This window comes from Mesorhizobium sp. M2A.F.Ca.ET.043.05.1.1 (assembly GCF_003952445.1).
Classification (GTDB): Bacteria; Pseudomonadota; Alphaproteobacteria; order Rhizobiales; family Rhizobiaceae; genus Mesorhizobium.
This window is the reverse complement of record NZ_CP034446.1, coordinates 2455002-2477451: the sequence shown is the minus strand read 5'-3', so window position 1 is coordinate 2477451 and position 22450 is coordinate 2455002. Positions and strand designations below refer to the sequence as shown.

At 67.2% G+C, this 22450-nt stretch carries 21 protein-coding genes and 2 pseudogenes; 13 read left to right on the top strand and 10 right to left on the bottom strand.

Features of this window, described 5'->3' with window-relative positions; translation table 11 throughout:
- Window positions 1-7: 7 nt before the first annotated feature.
- Window positions 8-235: a hypothetical protein gene (locus EJ069_RS12105; protein ID WP_126061474.1), complete on the top strand. Its 228-nt coding sequence runs from the start codon at window positions 8-10 to the stop codon at window positions 233-235.
- Between the two features lie 130 nt (window positions 236-365).
- On the opposite strand, the gene EJ069_RS12100 is transcribed toward EJ069_RS12105, so the two are convergent.
- The 3 genes and pseudogenes from EJ069_RS12100 to EJ069_RS12090 all read right to left on the bottom strand — a co-directional run bounded on the left by EJ069_RS12100 (window position 366) and on the right by EJ069_RS12090 (window position 2572).
- Window positions 366-1367: an aldo/keto reductase gene (locus EJ069_RS12100; RefSeq protein ID WP_126061473.1), complete on the bottom strand. Its 1002-nt coding sequence runs from the start codon at window positions 1365-1367 to the stop codon at window positions 366-368.
- A gap of 317 nt (window positions 1368-1684) precedes the next feature.
- Window positions 1685-2106 (bottom strand): annotated as a pseudogene (locus tag EJ069_RS12095) (BA14K family protein).
- Between the two features lie 43 nt (window positions 2107-2149).
- A complete protein-coding gene (locus EJ069_RS12090; protein ID WP_126061472.1) occupies window positions 2150-2572 on the bottom strand; it encodes an EF-hand domain-containing protein in 423 nt (140 codons plus the stop codon).
- 233 nt (window positions 2573-2805) lie between these two features.
- Between EJ069_RS12090 and EJ069_RS12085 the strand changes: the two genes are divergently transcribed.
- The 7 genes from EJ069_RS12085 (at window position 2806) to EJ069_RS12055 (ending at window position 7237) form a co-directional block, all read left to right on the top strand.
- Window positions 2806-3240: an EF-hand domain-containing protein gene (locus EJ069_RS12085; RefSeq protein WP_126061471.1), complete on the top strand. Its 435-nt coding sequence runs from the start codon at window positions 2806-2808 to the stop codon at window positions 3238-3240.
- Between the two features lie 28 nt (window positions 3241-3268).
- Entirely contained in the window at window positions 3269-3652 is a 384-nt protein-coding gene (locus tag EJ069_RS12080; protein ID WP_126061470.1) for a hypothetical protein, read from the top strand.
- A 91-nt stretch (window positions 3653-3743) separates the two neighbouring features.
- Entirely contained in the window at window positions 3744-4340 is a 597-nt protein-coding gene (locus tag EJ069_RS12075) for a sigma-70 family RNA polymerase sigma factor (protein WP_126061469.1), read from the top strand.
- On the top strand, window positions 4337-4777 hold the full coding sequence (locus tag EJ069_RS12070; RefSeq protein ID WP_126061468.1) for a hypothetical protein: 441 nt from the start codon (window positions 4337-4339) through the stop codon (window positions 4775-4777). The genes EJ069_RS12075 and EJ069_RS12070 overlap by 4 nt, the downstream gene beginning before the upstream one ends.
- Window positions 4774-5172: a periplasmic heavy metal sensor gene (locus EJ069_RS12065; RefSeq protein WP_126061467.1), complete on the top strand. Its 399-nt coding sequence runs from the start codon at window positions 4774-4776 to the stop codon at window positions 5170-5172. The genes EJ069_RS12070 and EJ069_RS12065 overlap by 4 nt, the downstream gene beginning before the upstream one ends.
- 168 nt (window positions 5173-5340) lie before the next feature.
- A complete protein-coding gene (locus EJ069_RS12060) occupies window positions 5341-6492 on the top strand; it encodes a hypothetical protein (protein ID WP_126061466.1) in 1152 nt (383 codons plus the stop codon).
- Window positions 6485-7237 (top strand): ABC transporter ATP-binding protein, encoded by a 753-nt coding sequence (locus tag EJ069_RS12055; RefSeq protein WP_126061465.1) that lies wholly within the window; start codon window positions 6485-6487, stop codon window positions 7235-7237. Before EJ069_RS12060 ends, EJ069_RS12055 begins: the two co-directional genes overlap by 8 nt.
- A 7-nt stretch (window positions 7238-7244) precedes the next feature.
- On the opposite strand, the gene EJ069_RS12050 is transcribed toward EJ069_RS12055, so the two are convergent.
- The 3 genes from EJ069_RS12050 to EJ069_RS12040 form a co-directional block, all read right to left on the bottom strand.
- Window positions 7245-7742, bottom strand: a complete 498-nt coding sequence (locus tag EJ069_RS12050) for an N-acetyltransferase (RefSeq protein ID WP_126061464.1) — start codon at window positions 7740-7742, stop codon at window positions 7245-7247.
- 320 nt (window positions 7743-8062) lie between these two features.
- Window positions 8063-9271: an NAD(P)/FAD-dependent oxidoreductase gene (locus EJ069_RS12045; protein ID WP_126061463.1), complete on the bottom strand. Its 1209-nt coding sequence runs from the start codon at window positions 9269-9271 to the stop codon at window positions 8063-8065.
- Window positions 9268-10794 carry a formyl transferase gene (locus EJ069_RS12040; RefSeq protein WP_126061462.1) on the bottom strand — a complete coding sequence of 509 codons (1527 nt, stop codon included), beginning with the start codon at window positions 10792-10794 and terminating at the stop codon, window positions 9268-9270. Before EJ069_RS12040 ends, EJ069_RS12045 begins: the two co-directional genes overlap by 4 nt.
- A 246-nt stretch (window positions 10795-11040) precedes the next feature.
- Here EJ069_RS12040 and EJ069_RS12035 point away from each other — a divergent pair, with 246 nt between their 5' ends.
- Together EJ069_RS12035 and EJ069_RS12030 are read left to right on the top strand one after the other, a co-directional pair.
- Window positions 11041-13149, top strand: a complete 2109-nt coding sequence (locus EJ069_RS12035) for a Wzz/FepE/Etk N-terminal domain-containing protein (protein WP_126061461.1) — start codon at window positions 11041-11043, stop codon at window positions 13147-13149.
- A gap of 55 nt (window positions 13150-13204) precedes the next feature.
- Complete coding sequence (locus EJ069_RS12030; protein WP_245456646.1) at window positions 13205-14503, top strand: VpsF family polysaccharide biosynthesis protein; 1299 nt, start codon at window positions 13205-13207, stop codon at window positions 14501-14503.
- 81 nt (window positions 14504-14584) lie between these two features.
- Here EJ069_RS12030 and EJ069_RS12025 read toward each other — a convergent pair.
- Window positions 14585-14873, bottom strand: a pseudogene (locus tag EJ069_RS12025) (GIY-YIG nuclease family protein).
- 116 nt (window positions 14874-14989) lie between these two features.
- Entirely contained in the window at window positions 14990-16210 is a 1221-nt protein-coding gene (locus EJ069_RS12020) for a TCR/Tet family MFS transporter (protein WP_126061460.1), read from the bottom strand.
- Between the two features lie 169 nt (window positions 16211-16379).
- Here EJ069_RS12020 and EJ069_RS12015 point away from each other — a divergent pair, with 169 nt between their 5' ends.
- On the top strand, window positions 16380-17018 hold the full coding sequence (locus EJ069_RS12015; protein WP_126061459.1) for a TetR/AcrR family transcriptional regulator: 639 nt from the start codon (window positions 16380-16382) through the stop codon (window positions 17016-17018).
- A 93-nt stretch (window positions 17019-17111) separates the two neighbouring features.
- On the opposite strand, the gene EJ069_RS12010 is transcribed toward EJ069_RS12015, so the two are convergent.
- Together EJ069_RS12010 and EJ069_RS12005 are read right to left on the bottom strand one after the other, a co-directional pair.
- Window positions 17112-18377, bottom strand: a complete 1266-nt coding sequence (locus EJ069_RS12010; protein WP_126064705.1) for a cellulase family glycosylhydrolase — start codon at window positions 18375-18377, stop codon at window positions 17112-17114.
- A gap of 40 nt (window positions 18378-18417) precedes the next feature.
- Window positions 18418-19605 carry a DUF1972 domain-containing protein gene (locus EJ069_RS12005; protein WP_245456518.1) on the bottom strand — a complete coding sequence of 396 codons (1188 nt, stop codon included), beginning with the start codon at window positions 19603-19605 and terminating at the stop codon, window positions 18418-18420.
- Between the two features lie 288 nt (window positions 19606-19893).
- Here EJ069_RS12005 and EJ069_RS12000 point away from each other — a divergent pair, with 288 nt between their 5' ends.
- Window positions 19894-21144 carry a glycosyltransferase gene (locus EJ069_RS12000; RefSeq protein ID WP_245456517.1) on the top strand — a complete coding sequence of 417 codons (1251 nt, stop codon included), beginning with the start codon at window positions 19894-19896 and terminating at the stop codon, window positions 21142-21144.
- Entirely contained in the window at window positions 21141-22448 is a 1308-nt protein-coding gene (locus EJ069_RS11995) for a hypothetical protein (protein ID WP_126061457.1), read from the top strand. Before EJ069_RS12000 ends, EJ069_RS11995 begins: the two co-directional genes overlap by 4 nt.
- Window positions 22449-22450 lie beyond the last annotated feature (2 nt).

Here is a 22450-nt window from a genome sequence, read left to right as displayed (position 1 = left end):
GCCCGCAATGGTCCGCACCCTTGCCCTCGCAACCCTCGCCACCGGCATCATGAGCCTGCCCGCCGTGGCTGCCGAGCAATACTGGGTCGCCAGGGACGCGGTCTCCAAGCAGTGCGAGATCGTGCCGAAGAAGCCGGATGGCACGCTTGTCGTGGATCTCGGCAAGAAGACATACCCAAGCGAGGGGGAGGCGAGGAAAGCAATGGAAGCGAGGGCGGATTGCAAGAACAAGTAGAGCGTTGAGAACCGCGCCTAAAGCGCGTCGCGATCCTTCGGATTCCTTCGGATTCGCTCCATGCGCTTTAGGTCTTGATTTTACGCATGTCTTTATCCCGAAACCGGTTCCCATTTTCGGGAGACATGCTTTAGCGGTCCACCAGCGACATCGTGCGCTCGTTATACCTTGGCCCGGACACCTTGTCGGGCGTCAGCGCCATGTCGAGCCCCAGCATCTCGGTCGCGTCGAGCGTGATGTCCGCCGCCGCGACATTTTCCTCCAGATAGGTCCGCCGCTTGGTGCCGGGGATCGGCACGATGTCGATGCCGAAGTCCGGCCCCTTGGCGAGCAGCCAGGCGATCGCGATCTGGCCGGGCTTCACGCCTTTTGCCGCGGCAATGTCGCGCACCGCGGCGGCGGCCGCGACATTCAAGTCGAAATTCTCGCCCTGGTAGCGCGGGTCGCCGCGGCGGAAATCGCCCTGTGGATAGTCCTCCGCGCGCTTGACGTCGCCGGCCAGGAAGCCGCGGCCGAGCGGGGCGAAGGGCACCAGGCCGATGCCCAGCTCCTTCAGCGCCGGGATGATCTCGGGCTCGAGGTTGCGCTCCCACAGCGAGTATTCGCTCTGCAGCGCCGAGACCGGATACGCGGCATGCGCGCGGCGGATGTTGGCAATGCCCGCTTCCGACAGGCCGAAGAAGCGCACCTTGCCCTCGGCCACCAGCTCGCCGACCGTTCCGGCGACATCCTCCATCGGCACCGCAGGGTCGACGCGATGCTGATAGAGCAAGTCGATGTGGTCGGTGGCGAGCCGCTTGAGCGAAGCCTCCACCACCTCCCGTATATGGTCGGGCCGGCTGTCGGTGCCGGACTGCTTCCCATCGACGATGCGGAAGCCGAATTTCGTTGCGATCGTCACCTTGTCGCGCCGGCCTTGCAGCGCGCGCCCAAGCAGTTCCTCGTTGACGAACGGCCCGTAGACCTCGGCCGTGTCGAGAAAGGTGCAGCCGAGCTCGATCGCCCGGTGGATCGTCGCGATCGACTCCGCCTCGTCGGCCGGCCCGTAGGACTGGCTCATGCCCATGCAGCCGAGGCCGATGGCCGAGACTTCGAGCCCCTGGCTTCCGAGTTTGTGTTTGCCGAGGCTCATATGTCCTTGTCTCCCGCGAAAAATCAGCGCTCGCGAAAGTATAGGGCAGGGACAGGACACGTCCAGCGCCGAGCCGGCGGCGTTTGATCGAGGTCAAGGAAACCTCAGAGCGGCGCCGTATAGTCGGTCCGTCTTGGGAAGGACACAAGGCGGGCGGGTGGTTCCGGCCGACGCCACTCCCTCGGGGCCCTGACGGAACCACCCACACCGACGTTTGGCAATATCGGACAAAGGCTGTAGCGCGTCGCCCGAACTCGTTTTCGGCGCGACGCGCTTTTTTATGCATCCAGAGTCCACGCCGCGCCGGTACGCCCGCCTCAACTATAAGGCGACAGGCACTGCTGGCGAGGACCGCCATAGGGCTGGTAGCTGTTGTCCCAGGCGCGATAGGAGCGGTAGCGGTCATAGCACCAGCGCACATGGGCGGCCGCCAGGCGCGCCGCGGGGGCGGGGGTGGCGCGACCGTGGCGGCCGCCACGCCGGCCGCGAAGGCGGCGGCCGGGAACCAGTAGCCATTGTAGTAACGATAGCCGGGCCGTACGCGCCAATAGCCACGGTAGCCATTGTAGTAATAGACGCCGCCGACGACGTAGAAGCCGCGCCGGTACCAGACCGGCGTAGCCTGGCTGCTCACGGATGCCTGTCCGGGGGCGGGCACGATCGGAACGGCCTCGGCCGGCGAGGCCAGCATCGATGCGCCGAGCACCAGGCCGCAAAAGGCCGTCACTATCCATTTCATCGTCTCTCTCCTTTGTTGTGTGTCACCTGGGATCACGGGGGGGTCACGGGCGCTTCAGCGCCCGCAGTTCGGAAATCGAAAGCGCGCCGTCGCCATCGGTGTCCGCCTGCAGCAGCCGGTCGGGAATGGCGGCCGTGAATTCGTCGCGCGAGATCTTGCCGTCGCCGTTGCGGTCCATGCGGCTCGCCTCAGCCTGCAATCCCGCGAAGCGCGTGGCCTGGATGTCGCGCTCCGCCTTGACCTGCGCTACGGCCGCCTGCACCTCCTCGGGGTCGAGCACGCCATTGTGGTTGGCGTCCAGCCGGTCGAACATCCGCGCCCGCGCAGCCTGGATCTCGCTGAATTCGAGCTTTCTGTCGCCATTGGTGTCGATGCGCCGGAACGCTTCCCGGGCGCCCTGGTCGGCGGCGAAGGCGCTGCAGCCGCACAGAAGCAGCCCGGCGAGCGCCGTCACAATCTTGGTCATCTGGGTCTCCGCTGTAATCGACGGCCCGCCGCGGACCGTCCTTGCAGCGCCTCCTACGCAGGAGCCCGGCGGCTCCTACGCGCTGCCCGCGAATTTTTCGGAAAGTTCGATGCGCGAGGCGCCGCGCTGTGGCGGCCGGCAAAAAAATCCGGACGTCGGCGTAGGAGCACGAACCGGGCTGCGTATTGGCCGACAGTCGCCCCCCGCGACGTTACATTTCGAAAGGACCAATCATGAAACACTCAGCAATCATTGCGGGCCTGCTTCTCGGGCTCGCTCCGGTCTGCGCCGCCGCGGCGCAGGACATGCCCGGCCAGCGCATCCTGCAGCGCCTCGACACCAATGGCGATGGCGCGATCTCGAAGGACGAGATGCTCGCCGCCCGCGAACGCCTCTTCAAAAGGCTCGACCGCAATGGCGACGGCGTCATCGACGAGAGCGAGATCGAGACCGCCCGCCAGGCCATCGATGACCGCGCCCTGGCAGCCGAGGCCCGCCTCGGCAATCGCTGGCGACGCATGGACAGGAATGGCGACGGCAAGGTCACCGAGGATGAGTTCCAGGCCAGCACGCCGCTCTTCGATCTCGCCGACCGCAATGGCGACGGCAGGCTCTCCGCCGACGAGATCGCGGCGATCCGCAAGATCGTGGCTGCTCATGCCAATTAACCAACCTGCCTTCCAGAAAGGAAATGACATGCTTTCAAGATTCAAACTTCCGCTGCTTTGCCTCGGCGCGATGGTGGTCTGGTCGGCCGCTTCCCCTGCCTCGGCCGAGGAGTGGACGCGCAAGACCGCGCATGGCGGCGAACTGAGCCGCAGCGTCGACCGGGACGGCAATATCTACACCGGCTCGACCACGCGCACCGGACCGAATGGCGGCACCTACACGTCAAACTCAACCTGCAAGGCCGGCGTTGTTGACCGCTGCTCCAGGAGCTATTCTGCCACCGGGCCGAACGGCAAGACCGTTTCAGGCCAGCGCTACAGCGCGGTCGGACCGTTTCGCGGCCGTTCTGTCGGCAGCTTCACGGGCCCGAACGGGAACACGGTTCACGGCTTCCGCCGTTGGCGCCGCTGACATCTGGTGGTGGACTTGACGTCGGAATTCGTTCTTCGCCCGAGCCGGATCGTTGCGGATTTCTCCCTCGCCGCCGGAGGCTCCTCGACCGGTGCCCGCCGCCGTGCGGGATGAAGCCGCAGATGGCGACGAGGAGCTTCTGGCCCGCATCGCCGCCGGCAGCCAGGCGGCTTTGTCCGCGCTCATGGCCCGTCACGGCCGTGGGCTGCGGACATTCGCCGCGCGCTATCTCGGCCATGCCGCCGATGCCGAGGACGTGGTGCAGGAGGTGTTCGTGACCGTCTGGAAACAGGCCGCGCGCTTCGACCCCGGCCGGGCGCGCGCCTCGACATGGCTCTACCGGATCACCGCCAACCGCTGCATCGATCAGCGCCGGCGCCGCGCGCTGCGCAATTTCTTCGGGCTGGACGACATTGCGGAGGAGCCCGCCGCGCCGGAAGCGAATGCCGAGACAGCGACAGCGGCGAGGCAGGAACTGGCAATCGTGCGCGATGGCCTGTCGCGCCTGCCGGAGCGCCAACGGATGGCGCTGCTTCTGAGGGCGGTGGGCGAGCTTGACATCGGTGCGATCGCCGAGGTGATGGGCGCCAGCGCCGGCTCGGTCGAACAGTTGCTCGTGCGCGGGCGCCGCGCGCTCAGGGATCATTTGGCAGATGCGGCCGGCGGCCGCGAAAGGAAGTCCTCATGACACGCGAGGAATTCGAGAACAACCGGCGCCGCTTCGGCGACGACATCGATGCCTGGCCTGCGGCCTTGAGAGGGTCCGCCCTGGCATTCATGGCGCTTGAAGGCGATGCCGTCGCCGATGCGGCGCTCGACAGGCTCGTGCGGCAGGCCGCGCTGGTCGAGGGCGACGACCGCGCCTTGGTGCGCAAGGTGCTGGCCCGCATCGATCGCGGCGCGGCGCGTCCTTCGCTGCTGCTGCGCTTCCTCGTCGCGCCGGCCGGCATCGCCGCTTGCGCCGCGGCCTTGCTCGTCACCGCGACAATCGCCGGTTACCAGGTGGCGCGTCTTCAGGACCAGTCGCAGGATTCCGAGCTTCTCGCGCTCGCCGCGGGGGCAAGGCTGCCCGACGACGGCGGACCGCCGATCGCCGGCGATGCGGGCGAGGGCGACGCGCTATGACCGGTCGTTCATGGATCTGGGCTGCGGTGCTGGTCGTGCTTGCCCTCTCGCTCGCGCTCAACTTCTTCTTCATCGGCTATGCCGCGCATGGCCTGCGCCAGACGGCGGTTGCGCGCGGGCTGCTGGCGGAGGTCGCGGGCGCCTACTCGCCAGAGGTGCGCAAGGAGTTCCGTTCGGTCATGCGCGACAACCGCGCCCGCACATTCGAAGCCCTGCGGCAGCTGCGCGCGGCGCGCGCCGACCTTGCGGCGGCCGAGCAGGCCCGACCCTTCGACGAAGCGGCGGTCAGGCAGGCGATGGCCGCGGTGCGTGCCGCCACCACAAACCTTCAGGCAACGGTGCAGGACTACCTGCTTGCCGCCATGAAGAACGTCAACGCGAAGCCGGGAGGATGAGCCATCGCCCCACTCGCGGCACAATTGCCGTGACCTATTCCAGAGCAATTCCAGGAAAAGTGCGGAGCGGTTTTCCGTCCGGAATTGCGTAAATACAAGGGCTTAGAGCGGTTCCGCGAATCCGTGAACGCTGAACCGCTCTGGTGTCGGAACCATGATGACGAACCAATGCGGCACGACCGGGTTGTCCTGATATTGCTCTGGCGCGAGTTCGTCGTCGGCCTGCGGGCGATGCGGCGCCCCGATCTCGCCTGGATCGGGCTCGGCGGCGGCGCGCTGCTGGCCTATGCGATCGCCGATATGGTGCTCGCCCTGCATGCCGCGGCGCCGAAATTGCGGGACGACCAGCTCCTGTGGACCCTTGGCCTGCCGCTCACCCTGGCCGTGCTCGGGGCACTCACAGGCAACGCGGTCGCCAGGCTCTGCCTTGAACGGGCTTTCGCGCCCTTCCTCAAGGCGCTGCCGCTTGGCTCCAGACAACGCCGCCCCATGGCCGGCAGGGCGACGCTGGCGATCTTCGCACCGCTGGGTGTCCTGGTTGCCGTTTTGGTCGGCTTCGCCTGCGCGGTCATTGGAAAGCCGTTGCCGGCGGCCTGGGGCCTGGGCGCGGCGATCTTGTTTGACTTGGGCTTCGGCACGGCCGCTCTTTGGCGCCTGTGGCGGCCACGCCTTCTCCTCGATGACGCGGCAAGCCAGGCCGTGTTGGTTGGAAGGCCGTGGCTGCGCCGCTTCGACCGGGCGCGCCCGCGCTGGCTTTCGAGCTGGGCCTGGAAACTGCCGGGCGGCCATTTGCGGCCGTCATGGAAGCTGGCCGCGGCCGGTCTGCCGCTCGCGGCCGCGGCCATCCTTGGCGCATGGGCAAGCCTTGCCGGCCGCACGGCCGGGCCGGCGGCGGTTGCGGGCCTGGCGGGCGGCATACTTGTCTTCATGCTCAGCCTCCGCTGCCAGCCGCTCGGCTCGCCGGTGCTGCGCACGGCGCCTATCGGCTTCACGCGCGTGTGGCTGCGGCTGGTGCAACTGCCGCTGCAATTGTCGCTCGCCTTCTTCCTGCTGCCGGCGGGCGCGGCGCTCGCGGCCGAGCCGTCGGCATGGGCCGTGCCGGTGGCGGGCGGACTCTGGCTGCTGGTGCTGAACGGCGCCTATGCGGTGTTCGGCGCCTATTTCCTGAACGCGCCATTCGTCGCCATGTTGAGCTTCGCCAGCGCGCTCGCCTATGCCAGCTACGAGACGCTCGAATATGGCCGCACCGTGCTGATCGGCCTGGCCGCGCTGGTGTTCTTTCTGTGGCATCGCGCCCGACAGAGGTATCGCAATGGCTGAAGTGCTTGCCGTAAGCGGGCTCAGCGCCGGCTATCGCGGGCGCGCCGTGGTGCGCGGCATCGATCTTTCGCTCCGCCGGGGCGATGTCGTCGGCCTGCTCGGCGCCAATGGCTCGGGCAAGTCGACGCTGATCAGGGCGATCACCGGCCAGATCCCGTTGCTCGGCGGCAGCGTGACGATTGACGGCATCGAACTTGCCGCCGCGCCGGAGCGCGCCAAGGCCGGCTTCGGCCTCGCCATCGAGCCGCACGAATTGCCGGCGGCACTGTCGGGACGCCAGTATATCGAGCTCGTCGCCTCGATCCGCGGCTGCGCGCCAAACGACCTGCCGGGTGCCGATCTGCCGGGCGCCGACCTTCTGGAGCGGCTCGAGCTCGGGCGCTGGATCGACCGTCCGATCGCGGAATATTCGCTCGGCACGCGCGCCAAGATCGCGATCCTCGCGGCACTTCTCGGCCGGCCGCCGCTGCTGATTTTGGACGAAACGCTGAACGGCCTCGATCCGGTTGCCGCCTGGGAGGTGAAGCGCGTGATCACCGCGCTTTGCGCGAGCGGCCGCCACGCCGTGATCGTGTCGACCCATGTGGTGGAAGCCGTGCCGGCGCTTTGCAATCGCGCGGTGCTGATGGCCGACGGAAGCCTGAGCCGGAGCTGGGATGCAGCGCAGCTGGCCGAGGCAGGCAGGGCGCCAGGCGCCTTCGAGGACAGCGTCATGCAAGCGCTGCGAACGCGGGCCGCTGCCTGATGTCGATCTAAGCCATCGGCAGCATGCGGCGCATGATCAGCGAGGCGTGGCCGCCGACGCCGTGGGCCGCTTCCCGGCGCTCGACCACTTCGAAGCCGTGCTTGCGGTAGAAGGCGATCGCGCGGTCGTTGCCTTCGATAACCTCCAGCGCGATCGACGGGATGCCGGCATGCGCGGCAAGCACGGCATGCAGAAGGTCGACCGCGAGCCCGCTGCCGAATGCCTGCGGCTCGATATGCAGCCGCTCCAGCGTGACGTCGCCTTTGGCGTCCATCGCCGCCATCGCATAGCCGGCGATCGCGCCGTCGGCGCGTTCGGCGACGAAGGACATCTTGTTCTCGTCCTCGAGTTCTTGCGCAAGCTGGTCCGGCGCGTGCCTTTCGTCGGAGAGCCGGGCCACGGTCTCGTCGCCCATGATCGGCGCGTAGGTCCGCCGCCAGGATTGGCCGAGCAGCCGCGACACATCGGCAAGATCGTTCCTCGTCATCGCCCGGATGCGGGTCATGGTCGTGTCCTTGTTTCGATTTGAAGATAGGGCGAAGCGCGGCGCGGGGCCAATCCCCGGGCGCGCGGAAGGCGCGGATCCAGTCGGCGCCTTTCGGGCGTTCAAGCGGCTATCACGGGCGGCGCAAACGATCCTACCTGCTTGATAGCCCGCTGCCGGACCGATAGAGGCGGCAGCGGGCCATTGATGTTACGCGTCCCGCCGAGCAGGAGACATTGCTCACCCTTGGTTTAAGCGGGCATCGCCAGGGACTCGACTTACGGATTCGTAAGCTCACTCACGATGACGTGCCCAAGGCGCGCCCGGCGGCGCCACGCCTCTCACGCCGCGCGCGGCTCAGCCGGCTTTCCGGTTTCGCGGAACCGTCGGCCTAAGACCATCAACTGCCGCGCGGTGTTGTTGCGCAGGCGGCGCAGGCGCCATTCCAGTCCCGTCTCGGTGGTGATGCGCTTGGCATAGATGCTGGCGCGCAGGGCCCTGGTGTCGGCCGCAACCTTGATCGGATCGTCATAGAAGGCGCAGATCTTGTCGGCCGCCATGCCGGGCGTTTCGAGCCAGGCGGGGATATGCGTGGAGCTGAGGCAATCGACATCGGTTAGCACACGGTTTATCCCGTCGCCTTGCGCAGGGCAGGTCGTGGCGAACGCATCGCCGATGAAGACCACGCCGTCGCGGCGATGGCCCCGTGTCGTCGTCAGGCTGACCTGTCGCACCTCGACCTCGCTGGCGACGGCGAAGTTGCCGCACCGCTGGGCGATCTCCGGCATCAGGTCCAGCAGCATCTTTTGCGGGTTCTCGCGGAACGCCCGCACCCACGGGTCGGCGACTGTCCGATAGACGAACATGTTCGCCCGCAGCCGCTCGCCGATCCGGAAGATGGTAAGAAAGGCAATGCGATCGGCGACCCGCCTTGCGTAGAAGGTGAGGGACTGCAGGCCGAATTCCTGCGGCGTGATCGCGAGATCGAAGCCCATCGAGAGCGAATGGGCCTTCGATTCCTCGATGCGCTCGACGCCGATGGCACGCCGCACCGCCTCGCTGTAGCCCGTGGCCACCACCAGAAGCCGGGCATCGATGACGGAGCCGTCGGTGAGCACCAGGCGCTGCCGGTCCGGTCCGGTCGACACCTCGGCGACCTTGCCCACCGTCAGCGGCACTTCCGGAGGCAGCGCCGCGCGCATGCCGTTGACCAGCGGCGCGTAGGAAAAGGCGTATTCGAAGGTCTGCTTGCGCTCGAACAACTGGCCAAAGCGAAAGACATGGAGATCGGTCATCGGCGTGGAGAGCGATCTGAACACCTGGCCAAGGCCAAGCTTGTCGAACAGCCCCATCTGTTCGTCTCGGGTTTTCTCGGCCCGGAATTCGTCATGGTGGACACGATGCGGATCAATCAGCGCCACCTTGCGGCCAGCTTTGGCGAGCGTTATCGCCAGAACGGTTCCGGCCAGCCCGGCGCCGACGATTGCCACTTCCGCCTCGGTCCGGCCGGCCGGGGCTGCGGGCGTTTCGCGGTTCTCGGTGGTGCTCATTGCTTGTCTCCAAGGCCCGTTGGCATGTTCTCTCGCCGCTGCTTCCAGCGCGGCGCCATTGCCGAACCATCTATGAATTCCAGCCCGCCCGCTTCGTTGAGCGTATGCAGCTTGCGGCCGGCCCAGCCGGCGCCGGGATTGAGGATCGTCTCGACGACCTGTTCGAAGCCGGTGTCGTCGAGCCGCGTGACCCGCGCGATGCCGAGCGCGGCGCCATAGCTCCTGCGGCAATCCTGCACCGGACGCAGAAGCTGCCCGCCGCGGCTCACCATGCGGCCTGCGGGGCGCGCCGACGCGATGTCGATCAGCAGCGGGTTCTTCGGATGTGGTGTCCACGGCCCGCGGAAATCCGGCGCCGACCACAGATGCAGCTGGTCCGAGAAAGCGCCGCCGCCGTCGCGCACGGTGGCGAACATCCACCAGCGCCCGCCATGCTCGGTGAGCGTCGCGTCGCTGGCGACGATGTCCGACAACAGCGTCGCTTCCTTGACCCAGCCGCCGGGGAAGGCGGTGGCGCGGTAGAGATCGACGGTCCGGTTGGCGCCGCTTTCCGGCACCATCCACATCTCGCCGTCGCGCTCGAACACGAAGGGATAGGAGAGGTGGTAGGGCAGTTCCAGTACCGGCTTCGGGACGCCCGCCGGTCCGTTCGGTCCGAAAGCCACCGCCGACAGGATCGCCTTGCCGGTGCGGTGGATATAGTCCTCGACGAACAGCGTCACCTGGCCGCGGTAAAGCACCGGGAACGGATCGGCGTAGAAGCGGCTGCCGTCGTCGGCCAGGTCCCGCCAGCCCGATTGCGGATGGGCGCGCAGTTCGTAGAGGTCCCTGCCTCCGGTCTCGCGCCAGCCGACCCGCCAGTGCGGAGCGTTGTAGCACAGATGATAGATCTGCTGGACGATGCGCCGCGCCGTCGCCTTGGCGGCCCGCACGCTGAGCTTCGTGGCTGATGGCATAAGCGGGGACGACGCCCCGGATGGCGGTTCGGGCAGCACAGGCAGGTGCGAGCGCGCGGCGCCATTGACCGCCGCCACGATCAGGCTGGCCGTGCGCGCCAGCATGTCCTGGAAGGACGCTAGCGCAATGCCGTGATATTCGGTGCCGAGCCGCCCTTCGGCGATGGTCGCGCCGTTCTGCTCCAGCCGGGCGAGCGGCGTGCGGCCGGCTAGGATGAGCGCCAGCAGCGCTTCCTCGCCGCAGACGCCGTCATAGGCGAGTCGCCATACCTGTCCGCCTTGCGGCTTGACATCGCCGACGAGGTCGATCGTGAGATCGGCCGGCGTGGATGCCCTCGCATGGCCGGCGAGCGTCGAGATTGGCACACGCCTGGCCGTCCCATTGGCGGGCAGGCGGTGGATAAGCGTCTCAAGCTGGAACAGCGCCTCGGCCGCCTGCGGCACACCGCCCGCCGCCGGACGCGCGTCGACGCAAAGCTCGATCCCGGGCAGCTGCGACAGCCTTTCGGCCAGCGCGACATGGAAAGCGCGCACGCGGTCGCCGTTGAGGCGCAGGCTCAGGCGCATGGCCGGTCCCCGGGCGTCTCGCCTCCGGAGTCGGCAGGCAGGCCCGCCGGGTCTAGTTCCCGCCGCATACGCACGATGTCTCCAATTTCAGCTGCACCTAATTTCCACCGTGTCGGTGCAAACTTCGTGCCAGGGCAGGCCCAATTTATGAACATAATTAACAGTGTTTTAATCGTTGCCGGGAATAGCTAAGCCAACGCCGCATTTCTCGTCTTGCCGGCCGATGGAGCGTTGTCGGAGCGACCTTTGCAACCACCCCTGCTCATGGTGCCCCAGCAGAACGCTCCGGAGGCGGTCGCGCCGGCGCCAGCTTATTATGCGCCCGCACCGGCGCCAGCGTCCGCCACGGTCGAGCTTGGCGATCTCGGCCGCATCCTGCTGCGGCGCCGCTTCCTGATCCTCGCCGTCACCGCGCTGCTCACCGCATTGACGCTCGTCTACACCATGCTGACGCCGGCGCTCTACTCCTCGACGGCGCAGATCATCGTCGATCCCGAGGACCTCCAGGTCGTCACCAACGACGTCAATCCGAGCCGCATCTCGCCCGACGGCGGCATCACCCAGGTCGAGAGCCAGGTCAGCGTCGCGCAGTCGAACGGCGTCCTGCTGCGCGCGATCAAGGCGGAGAACCTCACCGAGGATCCGGAGTTCAACGGGCAGGGCGTTCTCGGTCGCTGGATGGGCATGCTCTTCGGCGACAGCGACACCGACAGGACGGCGACCACGCTGGATTCGCTGCGCCGCGTGCTCGCCGTGAAGCGCGACGACAAGGTTCTGGTGCTCAACATCATCATCACCGCCAAGAGCGCGCAGAAGGCGTCGGACATCGCCAACGCCATCGCCACCGCCTACCTTGCCGACCAGGCCGACGCGCGCAAGGAAAAGGCGGCCAAGGCCTCCGAGGCGATCACCGCGCGGCTCGACGAACAGCGCAAGCGCGTCGAGCAGGCCGAGAACGCGGTCGAGGCCTATCGCTCGCAGCACAACATGGTGATGGCCCAGGGCAATCTGGTGAGCGACCAGGAACTGACCGGGCTCAATGCCGAGCTGACCGCCGCGCAGGCGCGAACCCAGCAACTGAAGGCGCAGGTCGATCAGTTGCGCAGGCAGGGCAGCGCGCCGGACGCGACCTCGGAAGCCACGCGCTCGTCGACGATTTCGAGCCTCAGGGCGCAGGAAGCGGCGCTGGTCGACCAGATCGCCCAGCTCGGCACCGGGCTCGGGCCGCGCCACCCCTCGATGATCGCCGCCCAGCAGCAGTTGCGCGACCTGCGCGTGCTGATCCAGCGCGAGCTCGGCCGCATCGTCACCGCGGCGGAGACCGACTATGAGCGGTCCCTGGCCAACCAGCAGGCCCTGCAGGCAAAGGTGCAGGCGCTCAAGTCGAAATCGCTCGATACCGACCAGGCTTCCGTGCGCCTGCGCGAATTGCAGCGCGACCTCGACGCCGTGCGCACCGTCTATGCCAACTACCTGCAGCGCGCCCAAGAAACGCGCGAGCAGACCAATGTCGACAGCACCAATGCCCGCATCATCTCCTATGCCATGCCGGCGCTGAAGAAGAGCTGGCCGCCGAAGGGGCTGCTTGTGTTCGGCGCCGTGTTTGGCGGGCTGGCGCTGGGCATCGGCATGGCGCTGATCGCCGAATATCTTTCGCCGACCGTGCTTTCCGCCAACCAGATGCAGTCGGCCATCGAAGCGCCGGTGCTGGGCGTGCTGCCGGGCAGGGGACGCCGCCGCTTCGGCCGCGCCGGCGGCGTGGCGCAGAAGACCGACGCCGTGGCCGGGCTCGCGCTGCAGCGCATCGCCGCCGCCACCAGGCGCCCGCCCGACTGGCCGCTGGTGCCCTCCATCCTGGTGGCGTCGCCGCCCGAGGACAAGGCGCAGCGCTCGAGGGTTGCATGGCAGCTCGCCAACGCGGCGGCGGCCAGGGGCCGCCGCGTGCTGTTCATCGACATCAATGCCGGCAAGGGCCAGAAGGACCCGCAGCCCGGCGTGCTCGATGTGCTGCGCGGCGAATATCCGCTCGATGCGGTTAGCCGCTATGCGCCCGGCAGTTCCGTCGCGCTGATTGGCCGGGGCCGGCCGGCAGCGGTGTTCCAGGAAGCGCAGGCGCTCTACTTCGCCCATCGCATGCTGGCTGAGGCCAATCGCAGCTTCGATCTCGTCGTCATCGACGGCGGCGCCCTGGCCGACGACCTCAACGTCCTGCCGCTGGTCGCCATGGCCGATGAGATCCTGCTCGTCGCCAGGCTGAACGCGACGCCGATGCGCGACATCGCCTCGACCTCGGAGGCGGTCTCGGTCATGGGGCGGTTGCCGACCGGCGCCTTGCTGGTCGACGAGGCGGCCTGACATGGCCTCGATCCTGGCTGGTCCCGTCCGGCCTGTCCCGGCCCCGGGCTACGGCATGGTGGGCCCGCGCACTGTTCCGGTCGACGCGCTGACCCGGCTTGGCATCACCGTGGCGGTGCTGCTTCTGTTTTCCATCTCGGGTGGCATGCTGTGGCTGGCCGGCTACAATTACGACGGCCTCCAGGGCAGCCCGCTGAGCAAGATTCACCCGTCCACCTATCTCTTCGTGCTCGTCTTCGTCTGGCGCGCCTGCACCTTCGGCAATCCGGTCGGCTACGTGGTCCATGTCACCAACAAGCGGCCGGCAACGATGCTGATGGCGGTGATCTCGACGGTGCTTCTCTTCGTTGTCATCCTCAGGCAGCGCCCCGGCATGGCCGGCATGATCGACACGTTCGTCGCCCCGGCGCTGGTCGTGCTGCTGCTGAGCGAGGACGACGAGAAGACCTTTGCCCAGCTGCGGATCGTCATCCATGCCGTGATGACGGTGAACGCGCTGATGGCGCTGTTCGAGTTCGGCACCAAGCATCTGGTGTTCCCCTATAGGTTCGACGGCGCCGTGTTCGTCAATGATCTGCGCTCCACCGCGCTGCAGGGGCATCCGCTCTCCAATGCCACGGTCACCTCGATCTATGTGCTGGCGCTGCTGTCGGGTTCGCGCTCCCTGTCGACGTCGCTCAGGCTGGCGCTAGTCGGCCTGCAGTTCTGCGCGCTGGTCGCCTTCGGCGGCCGCTCGGGCATGGTGCTGACGATCCTGCTCGGCGGCGTCTATCTGCTGATCCAGGGCCTGGCGCAGCTCAGGACCGGGCGCGTCAACCTCTTGGGTGCCGCCCTGGTGATCATGCTCGCCGCGCTGCTGCCGCTGGCGGTCGCGCTTGCCGGCTATTACGGCTTCTTCGACGCCCTGCTCCAACGTTTCGTCTCCGACAGCGGCAGCGCCAATGCCCGCGTCGAGATGTTCGACCTCTTCCGGCATCTTGAGCTGCGCGACCTGATCGTCGGCCCCGATGTCGACCTGCTCGACAGCATGCGCCGCATCACCGGCCTGGAGCAGGGCATCGAGAACCCGATCCTGCGCTTCACGCTCTACCAGGGCGCCTTCTTCACGCTTCTGATCTTCTTCGGCTTCGCGCTGTTCATGCACGAGGTCGCGCGCCGCTGCCATCCGGGCATCTGGCTGCCGATGCTGGGCTGGCTCATCCTGCTCAACACCTCCGAAAGCATCGCCTCCAAGACGACGCTGATGACCAAATTCGTGGTGATCGCGCTGGCGCTGTATAGGCCGGCGCGGGGGATCGCGGGACCGGCGCCCGGCGATGGGAGGAGGCGACACCTTATGCGGTCGTCATTCTAGGGCGGAGCAAGGAGCGAAGCGACGCGCGCAGACCCTAGAATCCATGCCGTGACGCACGAGCACCGCAGCGGTGCAGAATGTTCACCAGCCAATTCCGCGAAATAGCTCGAACCATTCCGGATTGGTCTTCTCGATCAGTTCGACCTTCCATCGGCGTGGCCAGCGCTTCAGCGACGTTTCGCGCTGGATAGCATCGGCTATGTCGAAGTATTCCTCGTACCAGACCAAACGCTGCACACCATAACGTATGGTGAAGCTGGAGCCTTGGCCTGGTCTTGTGCTCGGGCATCCGGCGCGCAAGGTCATTGGTGACACCAATGTAGATCGTGCCACCTTTCTGGCTTGCGGTCATGTAGACGTAGCCTGTCATGTTGCGATCTTATCCAGCATCATCGCCAGACGCTATTCTGGACCGTTGCGTTCTACGGCCAATGTCACGGCATGGATTCTAGGGTCTGCGCGCGTCGCTTCGCTCCTTGCTCCGCCCTAGAATGACGACCGCGAGAGGTTTGCACCCACAGCCACTCCGCTCGCCTGATGCCTCCGCGTCCCAAGCAACACCAGCGGCACCGCGACCAGGTTGATCGCGATCACCGACAGCCAGATGGCGCCGGGCCATTCTTTCTGCGTGGCGAAGTAGACAGTCGAGAAGGCGAGCGGCGCGATGATGGTAGCGAGGCTCACGGCCGAGGCCAGCACGCCCTGCAACTGGCCCTGGCGCTCCGCGTCGACCTGCCTCGTCACCAGCGCCTGAAAGGCCGGCGTGCCGATGCCGGAGAGCGCGAAGACCGGCATGATGGCGAACACCATCCAGCCCTGGTGGGCAAAAGCCATGACGGCGAGCGCGACGCATGCGCAGGCGATGCCGGCCACGAACGCCTTGCGCTCGCCGAGCAGCCGGGCGGCCGGGCCGGGCAGGAAGGCCTGCGCCAGCGTCTGGCAAAGGCCGAACGCGCCGAGCGAAAGCCCGATCCAGAGGCCGTTCCAGCCGAATGTGTCGAAACCCCACAGCGCCCAGCAGGTGCCGTAGGCCTCGCCGGCGCCGGAGAGGATGAAATAGACGAGGACGATGGGGAGCAGTCCCTTCATCGAGAACACCCAGCCGAGCGGCTTCAGCGGATTGAGCGCGGCGAGGTCGATCTTCCTGCGGGCGGGCGAGCGCGACTCCGGCAGGACGAAGACGGCCAGGATGAAGTTCGCGGCGTTGAGCAGGGCGGCGGCGATGAAGGGCAGGCGGATCCAGTGGTCGCCGAGCACTCCGCCCAGCACCGGGCCGATGATGAAGCCGATGCCGAACATGGCGCTGAACAGGCCGAAGCGGCCAGCGCGCTTATCCTCGGGCGTGATGTCGGTGATGTAGGCCGTTGCCACGGCAATGTTGGCGCTGGTGAGCCCTGCGACGGCGCGGCCGATGAACAGCATCCAGAGCTGCGGCGCGAAGGCCATGATGAGGTAGTTGATCGCCGCGCCCGCCAGCGAAATGAGTAGGACCGGACGCCGGCCCAGAGTGTCGCTCAAGGCGCCGAGCACCGGCGCGAAGACGAACTGCATGGCCGCGTAGAGCGCGGTCATGACGCCGATATAGGCGACGATGTCGGGGCTGTGCGTCACCACCTCGAGAAGGCGCGGAAGGATGGGAAAGACGAGGCCGACGCCGATGGCGTCAAGGCAGATGGCGGCAAAGATGACAACGAGGGGTTTATTCATGGGTGAGCTCCGTGAGCAAAGGCTTGTTCGCCGGGGCGGATCGCATCGCGCCGGGTATCAAACGTGTGTGTACTGAGTTTTAATATGTACTGAGTACACATATTGCGTGTTGGCGAAGCGGAGTCAATACGAATATGTACTGAGTACATAAATCATGCTACGAGAAGCCATGCCCGAACCATCAGACCGCCGCGCCCGCAAGCGCCTCGCCACCCGCAAGGCCATCTCCGACACCGCCACGCGCCTGTTCATGGAGCGCGGCTTCGATCATGTGACGGTGGACGAGATCGCCGGGGCCGCCGATGTCGGGCGCATGACGGTGTTCAACCACTTCCCGCGCAAGGAAGACATGTTCTTCGACCGCGACGAGGAGGGGCGCGAGATGCTGCGCGACGCGGTGCGGCAGCGCCCGGCCGGCGTCGCCCCGCTGGAGGCGCTGTGCCGGCTCGCGCACCGGCTGGTGGCGGAGAAAAGTCCCGTCGTCGAGTTTTCAGCCAGAAGCGAGCGCCTGGTGCCGACAGTCGCCGGCAGCGAGACCCTGAAGGGGCGGGCGCGGGCGATTCGCGACGAACTGGCCGACCTGGTCGCCGCGGCGCTGGCCGAAGCGGTCGGGCGCGATGGCGCCGATCCCGACGCCCGTCTCGCGGCAAGCCTGCTGCTGGCGACCTGGACGGTCGCCTTCCTCGAAGCGCATCGCACTTTTCGCGAGACGCGCAGCCGAGAGAAGGCGAATGAAGCTTTCCTGGCGCTCGTCGACAAGGGGGCGACGGGCCTGAGAGCCGCAATGGCCGGCACGCCTTATTTGTGAGCCGCTGGCTCGATTTCGCAAAAATGTATCGGCTCCCGCCCGCCGGCTCCCGCATCAAACCAAAGCTTTGGCGTGGTTTGCTGATTCAACAAATCAAGTTGGCGGCATCGTCAAGCCGAGCGCCTCGACCATGGCGGGATCGAGCGCGCGGGTTATGTCGTCCATCATGCCCATGCCGTCGAACAGGTCCCAGAACGCCCAGGGAAAGCCGGCGGCTTCGGCGCACTGTCGGACGTCGGCGATGTAGCGGGCGCGGTCGGGATTGGGCGCGGCGGTGTAGCGGGCGTCGGTGCGCAACGCGCCGAACTCGCCCATGATGATGCGCCCGGGCGCGATGCCATGGCCGTCCGCCCAGTCGCTCACCTGCGCGAGATAGCCGTCGATGAAGCGGCGGTCGGGCTGGGCGTCGAAATAGACTTTCAGCACCTTCTCGGTCTCTTCATAGGCGGCCTTCTTGGCTTCGTCGGACCTCTCCGTATCATCAGCCATCCTGGCCCGGACCGAGGCCAGCGTCTGCTCCAATGAGCCGGCCGAGGCCGGCCACGGCACGTTGTTCAGCGCGCGATAGACCGGCTCGCCCATCCATGGCGCGCCCTGATGGCTGAACAGGTAGGGTTCGTAGAAGTGGAAGGTGAACAGGATTGGCTCGAATTCCGCCAGCGGCGCCGGATCGAGCGCGGTGAGGCCCCGCACCATCGAGCCGCAGCCGCCGGTGGTGAGCAGCGGCAGGTCTTTCGCCGAGCCTCGCGCGGTGGTCAGCAGCGCCGCCTGCACCTTGGGCCACACCTCGGAGGTGCAATCCTGCGGCGGCTCGTTGACCGGCTCCAGCGCGACCCTGCTGGGCGCCATGTCCTTGAGCATACCCGCCACGTCGGCGACGAAGGCCCGGTAGCGGGCGAATTCCGGCGCGCCGGTGCTGGAAACCATGCGCTCGGGGTTCCAGTAATGGGTGGCGCCATTGGCCTGCACGTTGACGATGACGCCGAGATCGGCGGCTAGGGCGGCTTCGACCGCAGCGCCGAGCATCGCCATGAGGTCGCCGCGCCGGCCCGCATCGGCGGCCAGGAACGGGCCCGGATCGACAGGCAGGCGGATGAAGTCAAGCCCGCTGGCGCGCAGCCGGGCAAGGTCGGCCGGCGTCGGCACGGGGCGCTGCGACTGAAAGGGCGGCCAGTCATAGTCGGTGCGTGGAGCGGGAAATTCGCGCGTCAGCGCAAACCACGGCCAGGCGTTGACGCCGCGCCTGAAAGGCCATTCGCCGGCGGCGCGCGCTTTAGATACAAGCGGCGGGACCGCCAGCGGCGCCGTCGCCGCGACCAGCGCCGCGCCGAGCAGACGGCGGCGAGACCAGCCGGTCATGCGTGCCCAGTCATGCGTGCCCCAGTCATGCGTGCCCCAGTCATGCGTGCTTGGCCCGGTCGGCTTGCGCCGGCGCGGCGGTGGCGCCGCCGAGCTGCCGCAGCGCTTCCTTCTCATAGGCGGTGAGCACGTCTTCCCAGCGGAAGGCCTCGCGGGCGCGTGCCCGCGCCGCCTTGCCGCAGCGCGCCACCAGCGCGTCGTCGGCCAGCGCCGCGTCGATCCGCTGGCTCAGGCTGTCGGTGTCGTTGAAATAGATCGCCGCCTCGCCGGCGACCCAGCGGTTGTAGCGGTTGTCATGCGCGATCACCATGTTGCCGGCAGCCAGCGCCTCGACCAGCGAGGGATTGGTGCCGCCCACGGTGTGGCCGTGCATATAGGCGCGCGCATGGTAGCGCAGCGCCTTCACGGTCGCCTGGTCGTAGATCGCGCCCGGCATGATCACCGTGGTGCCTGCAGCCTCGCGCACGGCGCGATGGTAGGGGATCTCGTCGTTGAGCGTGCCCAGCACCACCAGCTTCATGTCGCCGCGATCGCGGCGACGGAAGGCTTCGATGATCGGCAGGATGTTGTTGTCGGGTTCGATGCGCGCGATCGAGACCAGATATTTGCCGGGCTCAAGCCCGAGCGCGCGAACGGGTTCCTCCGGCGCCGAGGTCACCGGGTCGGCGCCATAGGCGATGGTGGCGATGGCACTGCGCGGCCGGCGCGTCGCCAGATGGTCGGCGATCGCAGGGTGGTCTGCGATAAGCCGTTGCGAGAGCCAGGCGCCGATCCATTCGTTGAGCCAGAACCAGGCGCGCGCCGCCGGCCCCCATTTCGGCCGCCGCCACTCGATGCCGTCCATGTTGGTGATGATCTTGCGCCGCATGAGCCTGAGCCAGGTCAGGAACACCGCGCCGTTATAGCCGAGCACCAGGCACACGCCGGGGCGCCTGGCGGCGTCGAGCACGCATTGCCAGTCGAATTCCAGCGTCGCGCGCGGACCCCTGGAGGCGACCTCGATGGTGATGAGCTCGATGCCGCGCCAGATGTCGCTCGTCACCCTTTGGTCGACGCGCTCGACTTCCTTCTGGCAATAGACGCCGACCTTCCAGCCGCGTCCGGCCAGGAAAAGCGCCAGCCGCTCGGCGAAAGTCTCGAAGCCGCCGTGCGAAGCCGGAATGCCGCGTGTCCCCAGGATCAGGATCGAAGGCTTTTCGATCGGGTTGGAAGATCGTTCCGGTTTCAAAATAAAAGGATTCCCCCGGGGTCCGGTCATGGTTGTCGCTATGTCAATGACCGCCCAGCAACTTCCGTGCCAGGGGTACCCCCAGGGTGGATACTCGCATGAAGGTGTAAAATTTCTCTTCAGAACGCGGGGCTTGCTTCATTATCGGTCAACCTTCGCGACGTATCTGTGTCGATACGGGGCACGGTCGGGTACCAGGGCCGCAGCAGGGCAATCAGGAAGCCGGCATGATCCTTGCTCCCGGGCCTGCAGTGGCCACCGCCGGGTGGAGCGGCGTGCGGATTTGGCATGAAGTTTCTTCCGCGCTTCAAGGGTCCGGTGCCGAGCGGACTCGGGGTGCAAGGTGGAAAGAGAGTGATGCGCATTGCCTGCGTTCATCAGGGCTACGAGCTCTATGGTTCGGACCGCAGCTTCGCCGAGAGCGTGGCTGCGCTGCGCGCCGCGTTTCCGGCCGCCGAGATCGAGGTCGTGCTGCCGCGCGAGGGGCCGATTGTCGAGATCCTCAAGCCGCATGCCAGCCGCATCGTGTTCGAGCCGCTCTGGGTGCTCAGGCGCCAGGCGATGCTCAGGCTCGCCACCGTCGAGATGGCGCGGCTGCCCGCGGCGCTCTGGCGCGCCTGGCGTCGAATGCGGGGCAGCGAACTGACCTATATCAACACCTCGATCATCGCCGACTATGCGCTGGCCGCGCGGCTTTTGCCGCGCAAGGCGCTGCTGCACATCCACGAGATCCCCGAGGGCATATTGCGCAAGGTGCTTGTCGCCCTGATGCGCTGGAGCCGTGCGGACCTGATCTTCAACTCGCGCGCCACGCGCGCAACGTTCGGCGATCCGCCGGCCCTCGACGCCAGGGGTCGGCGCACGCATGTCGTCTATAACGGCGTCGCCGGGCCGCTGGCAGCCCTGCCGGTGACCTATGACGGCAGCCGCCCGCTCCGGGTCCTGCTGCTTGGCCGCGTCAACCGCATCAAGGGGCAGGAGGTGCTGCTCGAAGCGGTCGCCTCGCTTCCCGCTGGGTTGCGCAATCGCGTCGAGGTCCGTCTCGTCGGCGGCGCCTTCGAAAGCGTCGAGCGCGAGCAGGCGCTGGCCGAGCTGGTCGGTCGCATGGGGCTGACCGGACATGTCGAGGTGCTGCCCTTCGTCTCCGACCCCACCGACCACTATCGCTGGGCCGACATCGTGGCGGTGCCATCGCGCCGCCCGGAATCGCTCGGTCGCGTCGCCATCGAGGCGATGGGATGGGGCAGGCCGCCGCTGGTGTCGGCGATCGGCGGGCTGGTGGAAGTGGTGGCCGACGGCCAGACCGGCTGGCATGTGCCACCGGGGGATGCCAAGGCCCTTGCCGGCAAGCTCAGTGAGATCATCCAGCGGCCGGAGCTCTGGCGCGGCTTCGCCGCCGCCGCCCGCGCGCGCTACGAGACGCTCTTCAGCGAGCATATCGCCGCCGCCGCGATCGTGGCGATCGTGGCCGACAAGCTGAAGGCCACGCCGCGGCGGGGACGGGCGCGCGTCGCCCGCGAGGCGGAGACGAGCCCGTGAAGTTCACCTTCCCGGCCCATCTGGTGCGGCGCCTCATGCTGATGATCGGCGGCGAGGCGATGCAGAGCGGCTTCCACTTCGCCCTCAACATCGCGTTGCTGCATCTTCTGTCGGCCGAAGGTTACGGCCTCTTCGCGCTGACCATGGTGATGGGCGGCGTCGGTCTGTCCTATATCCGCTCGCTCACCGCCGTTCCGGCCGCCATATGGATGGGCAAGAGCACCAACAGCGCCGGCGTCGACGCCTATGACATGACCTTCGGATCGGCCGCGCTTGTGGTGGCGCTGCTGATGGGGCTGGGCACGGGGCTGCTGATGCGCCTCTTGGGCGACCCGAGCGGCATCGGCGCCGCCTGCTTCGTCTGCGCCTGGTCGCTGCGCAGCCATATGCGTACGGCATTCTTCGCGCGCCGCATGCAACTCGTCGTCTCCATCAGCGACGCCGCATTCACGATCGCGGGCATAGTGCTGGCGGCAGCGGCGATCTGGTTCTTTGCGAACGCGCTTCAGACCACCTTCTATGCACTTGCCGCGGCCAATATCGTCGGCATCGCGGTGCTGGTGAAACTGGCGCGCCGCAGGCTGCGCGTCTCGTTTCGCGCGCCGACCTGGCGGCGCTATGCAAAGCTCTGGCCGCAGCTCTGCTGGTCGGGGTTCAGCGCCACCACCACCAACATCCAGGGGCAATCCCTGGCGCTGCTGGTCGCGGGTATCGCCGGGCCTGCCGCCTACGCCCCACTGGCTGCGGTGCTGGTGCTGTTCGCGCCGCTGCGCATCTCCAGCCTTGCCTTCTCGAACATGCTGCAGCCGGAACTTGCAAAGCTGGTGCGCAACAAGGAGTTCGACCGCGTCTGGACGCAGGCCAAGATCTGGGCGCTCGTCATGGGTTGCGGCAGCCTGGCCTATGGCTGCGGCGTCCTGTTCATCCTGCCGATGATCAAATCGCAGGCTCTGCAGCATGCCTCGGTCGGCCTGATCGGGATTTTCGCCATCGCCAATTTCGTGCCGATCATGGCCTATGTGATGCCGCGCGTGGTCCTCGAGATTCTGGGCGATTTCCGCATCGTCGCCTTCATCACCATGGCCGGCGCGATCGTCGGGCTGGCGACGATCGGCATCCTGCTGGCCGTCGCGCCGTCGACATGGGCGCTGGCCGGCGCCGCGGTGTCGGAGACCTTCGTGCTGGTGGCCTCATGGTATTTCACGGCCAACCGCATGTGGAACCTCAAGCACCCCAACGAGCAGCGCCCCACGATGGTCGGCGCCTGGCGCCGCGCGGCGACGCTCGCCGTGCAGAGACGATAGGA

Coding starts and splice junctions, on each gene's coding strand:
- EJ069_RS12020 (WP_126061460.1), bottom strand. CDS start 16,210: ATGAATAAACCCCTCGTTGTCATCTTTGCCGCCATCTGCCTTGACGCC.
- EJ069_RS12105 (WP_126061474.1), top strand. CDS start 8: ATGGTCCGCACCCTTGCCCTCGCAACCCTCGCCACCGGCATCATGAGC.
- EJ069_RS12030 (WP_245456646.1), top strand. CDS start 13,205: ATGGTGGGCCCGCGCACTGTTCCGGTCGACGCGCTGACCCGGCTTGGC.
- EJ069_RS12065 (WP_126061467.1), top strand. CDS start 4,774: ATGACCGGTCGTTCATGGATCTGGGCTGCGGTGCTGGTCGTGCTTGCC.
- EJ069_RS12100 (WP_126061473.1), bottom strand. CDS start 1,367: ATGAGCCTCGGCAAACACAAACTCGGAAGCCAGGGGCTCGAAGTCTCG.
- EJ069_RS12080 (WP_126061470.1), top strand. CDS start 3,269: ATGCTTTCAAGATTCAAACTTCCGCTGCTTTGCCTCGGCGCGATGGTG.
- EJ069_RS12015 (WP_126061459.1), top strand. CDS start 16,380: ATGCCCGAACCATCAGACCGCCGCGCCCGCAAGCGCCTCGCCACCCGC.
- EJ069_RS12090 (WP_126061472.1), bottom strand. CDS start 2,572: ATGACCAAGATTGTGACGGCGCTCGCCGGGCTGCTTCTGTGCGGCTGC.
- EJ069_RS12040 (WP_126061462.1), bottom strand. CDS start 10,794: ATGCGCCTGAGCCTGCGCCTCAACGGCGACCGCGTGCGCGCTTTCCAT.
- EJ069_RS12085 (WP_126061471.1), top strand. CDS start 2,806: ATGAAACACTCAGCAATCATTGCGGGCCTGCTTCTCGGGCTCGCTCCG.
- EJ069_RS12055 (WP_126061465.1), top strand. CDS start 6,485: ATGGCTGAAGTGCTTGCCGTAAGCGGGCTCAGCGCCGGCTATCGCGGG.
- EJ069_RS12060 (WP_126061466.1), top strand. CDS start 5,341: ATGCGGCACGACCGGGTTGTCCTGATATTGCTCTGGCGCGAGTTCGTC.
- EJ069_RS12010 (WP_126064705.1), bottom strand. CDS start 18,377: ATGACCGGCTGGTCTCGCCGCCGTCTGCTCGGCGCGGCGCTGGTCGCG.
- EJ069_RS12000 (WP_245456517.1), top strand. CDS start 19,894: ATGAAGTTTCTTCCGCGCTTCAAGGGTCCGGTGCCGAGCGGACTCGGG.
- EJ069_RS12045 (WP_126061463.1), bottom strand. CDS start 9,271: ATGAGCACCACCGAGAACCGCGAAACGCCCGCAGCCCCGGCCGGCCGG.
- EJ069_RS12070 (WP_126061468.1), top strand. CDS start 4,337: ATGACACGCGAGGAATTCGAGAACAACCGGCGCCGCTTCGGCGACGAC.
- EJ069_RS12050 (WP_126061464.1), bottom strand. CDS start 7,742: ATGACCCGCATCCGGGCGATGACGAGGAACGATCTTGCCGATGTGTCG.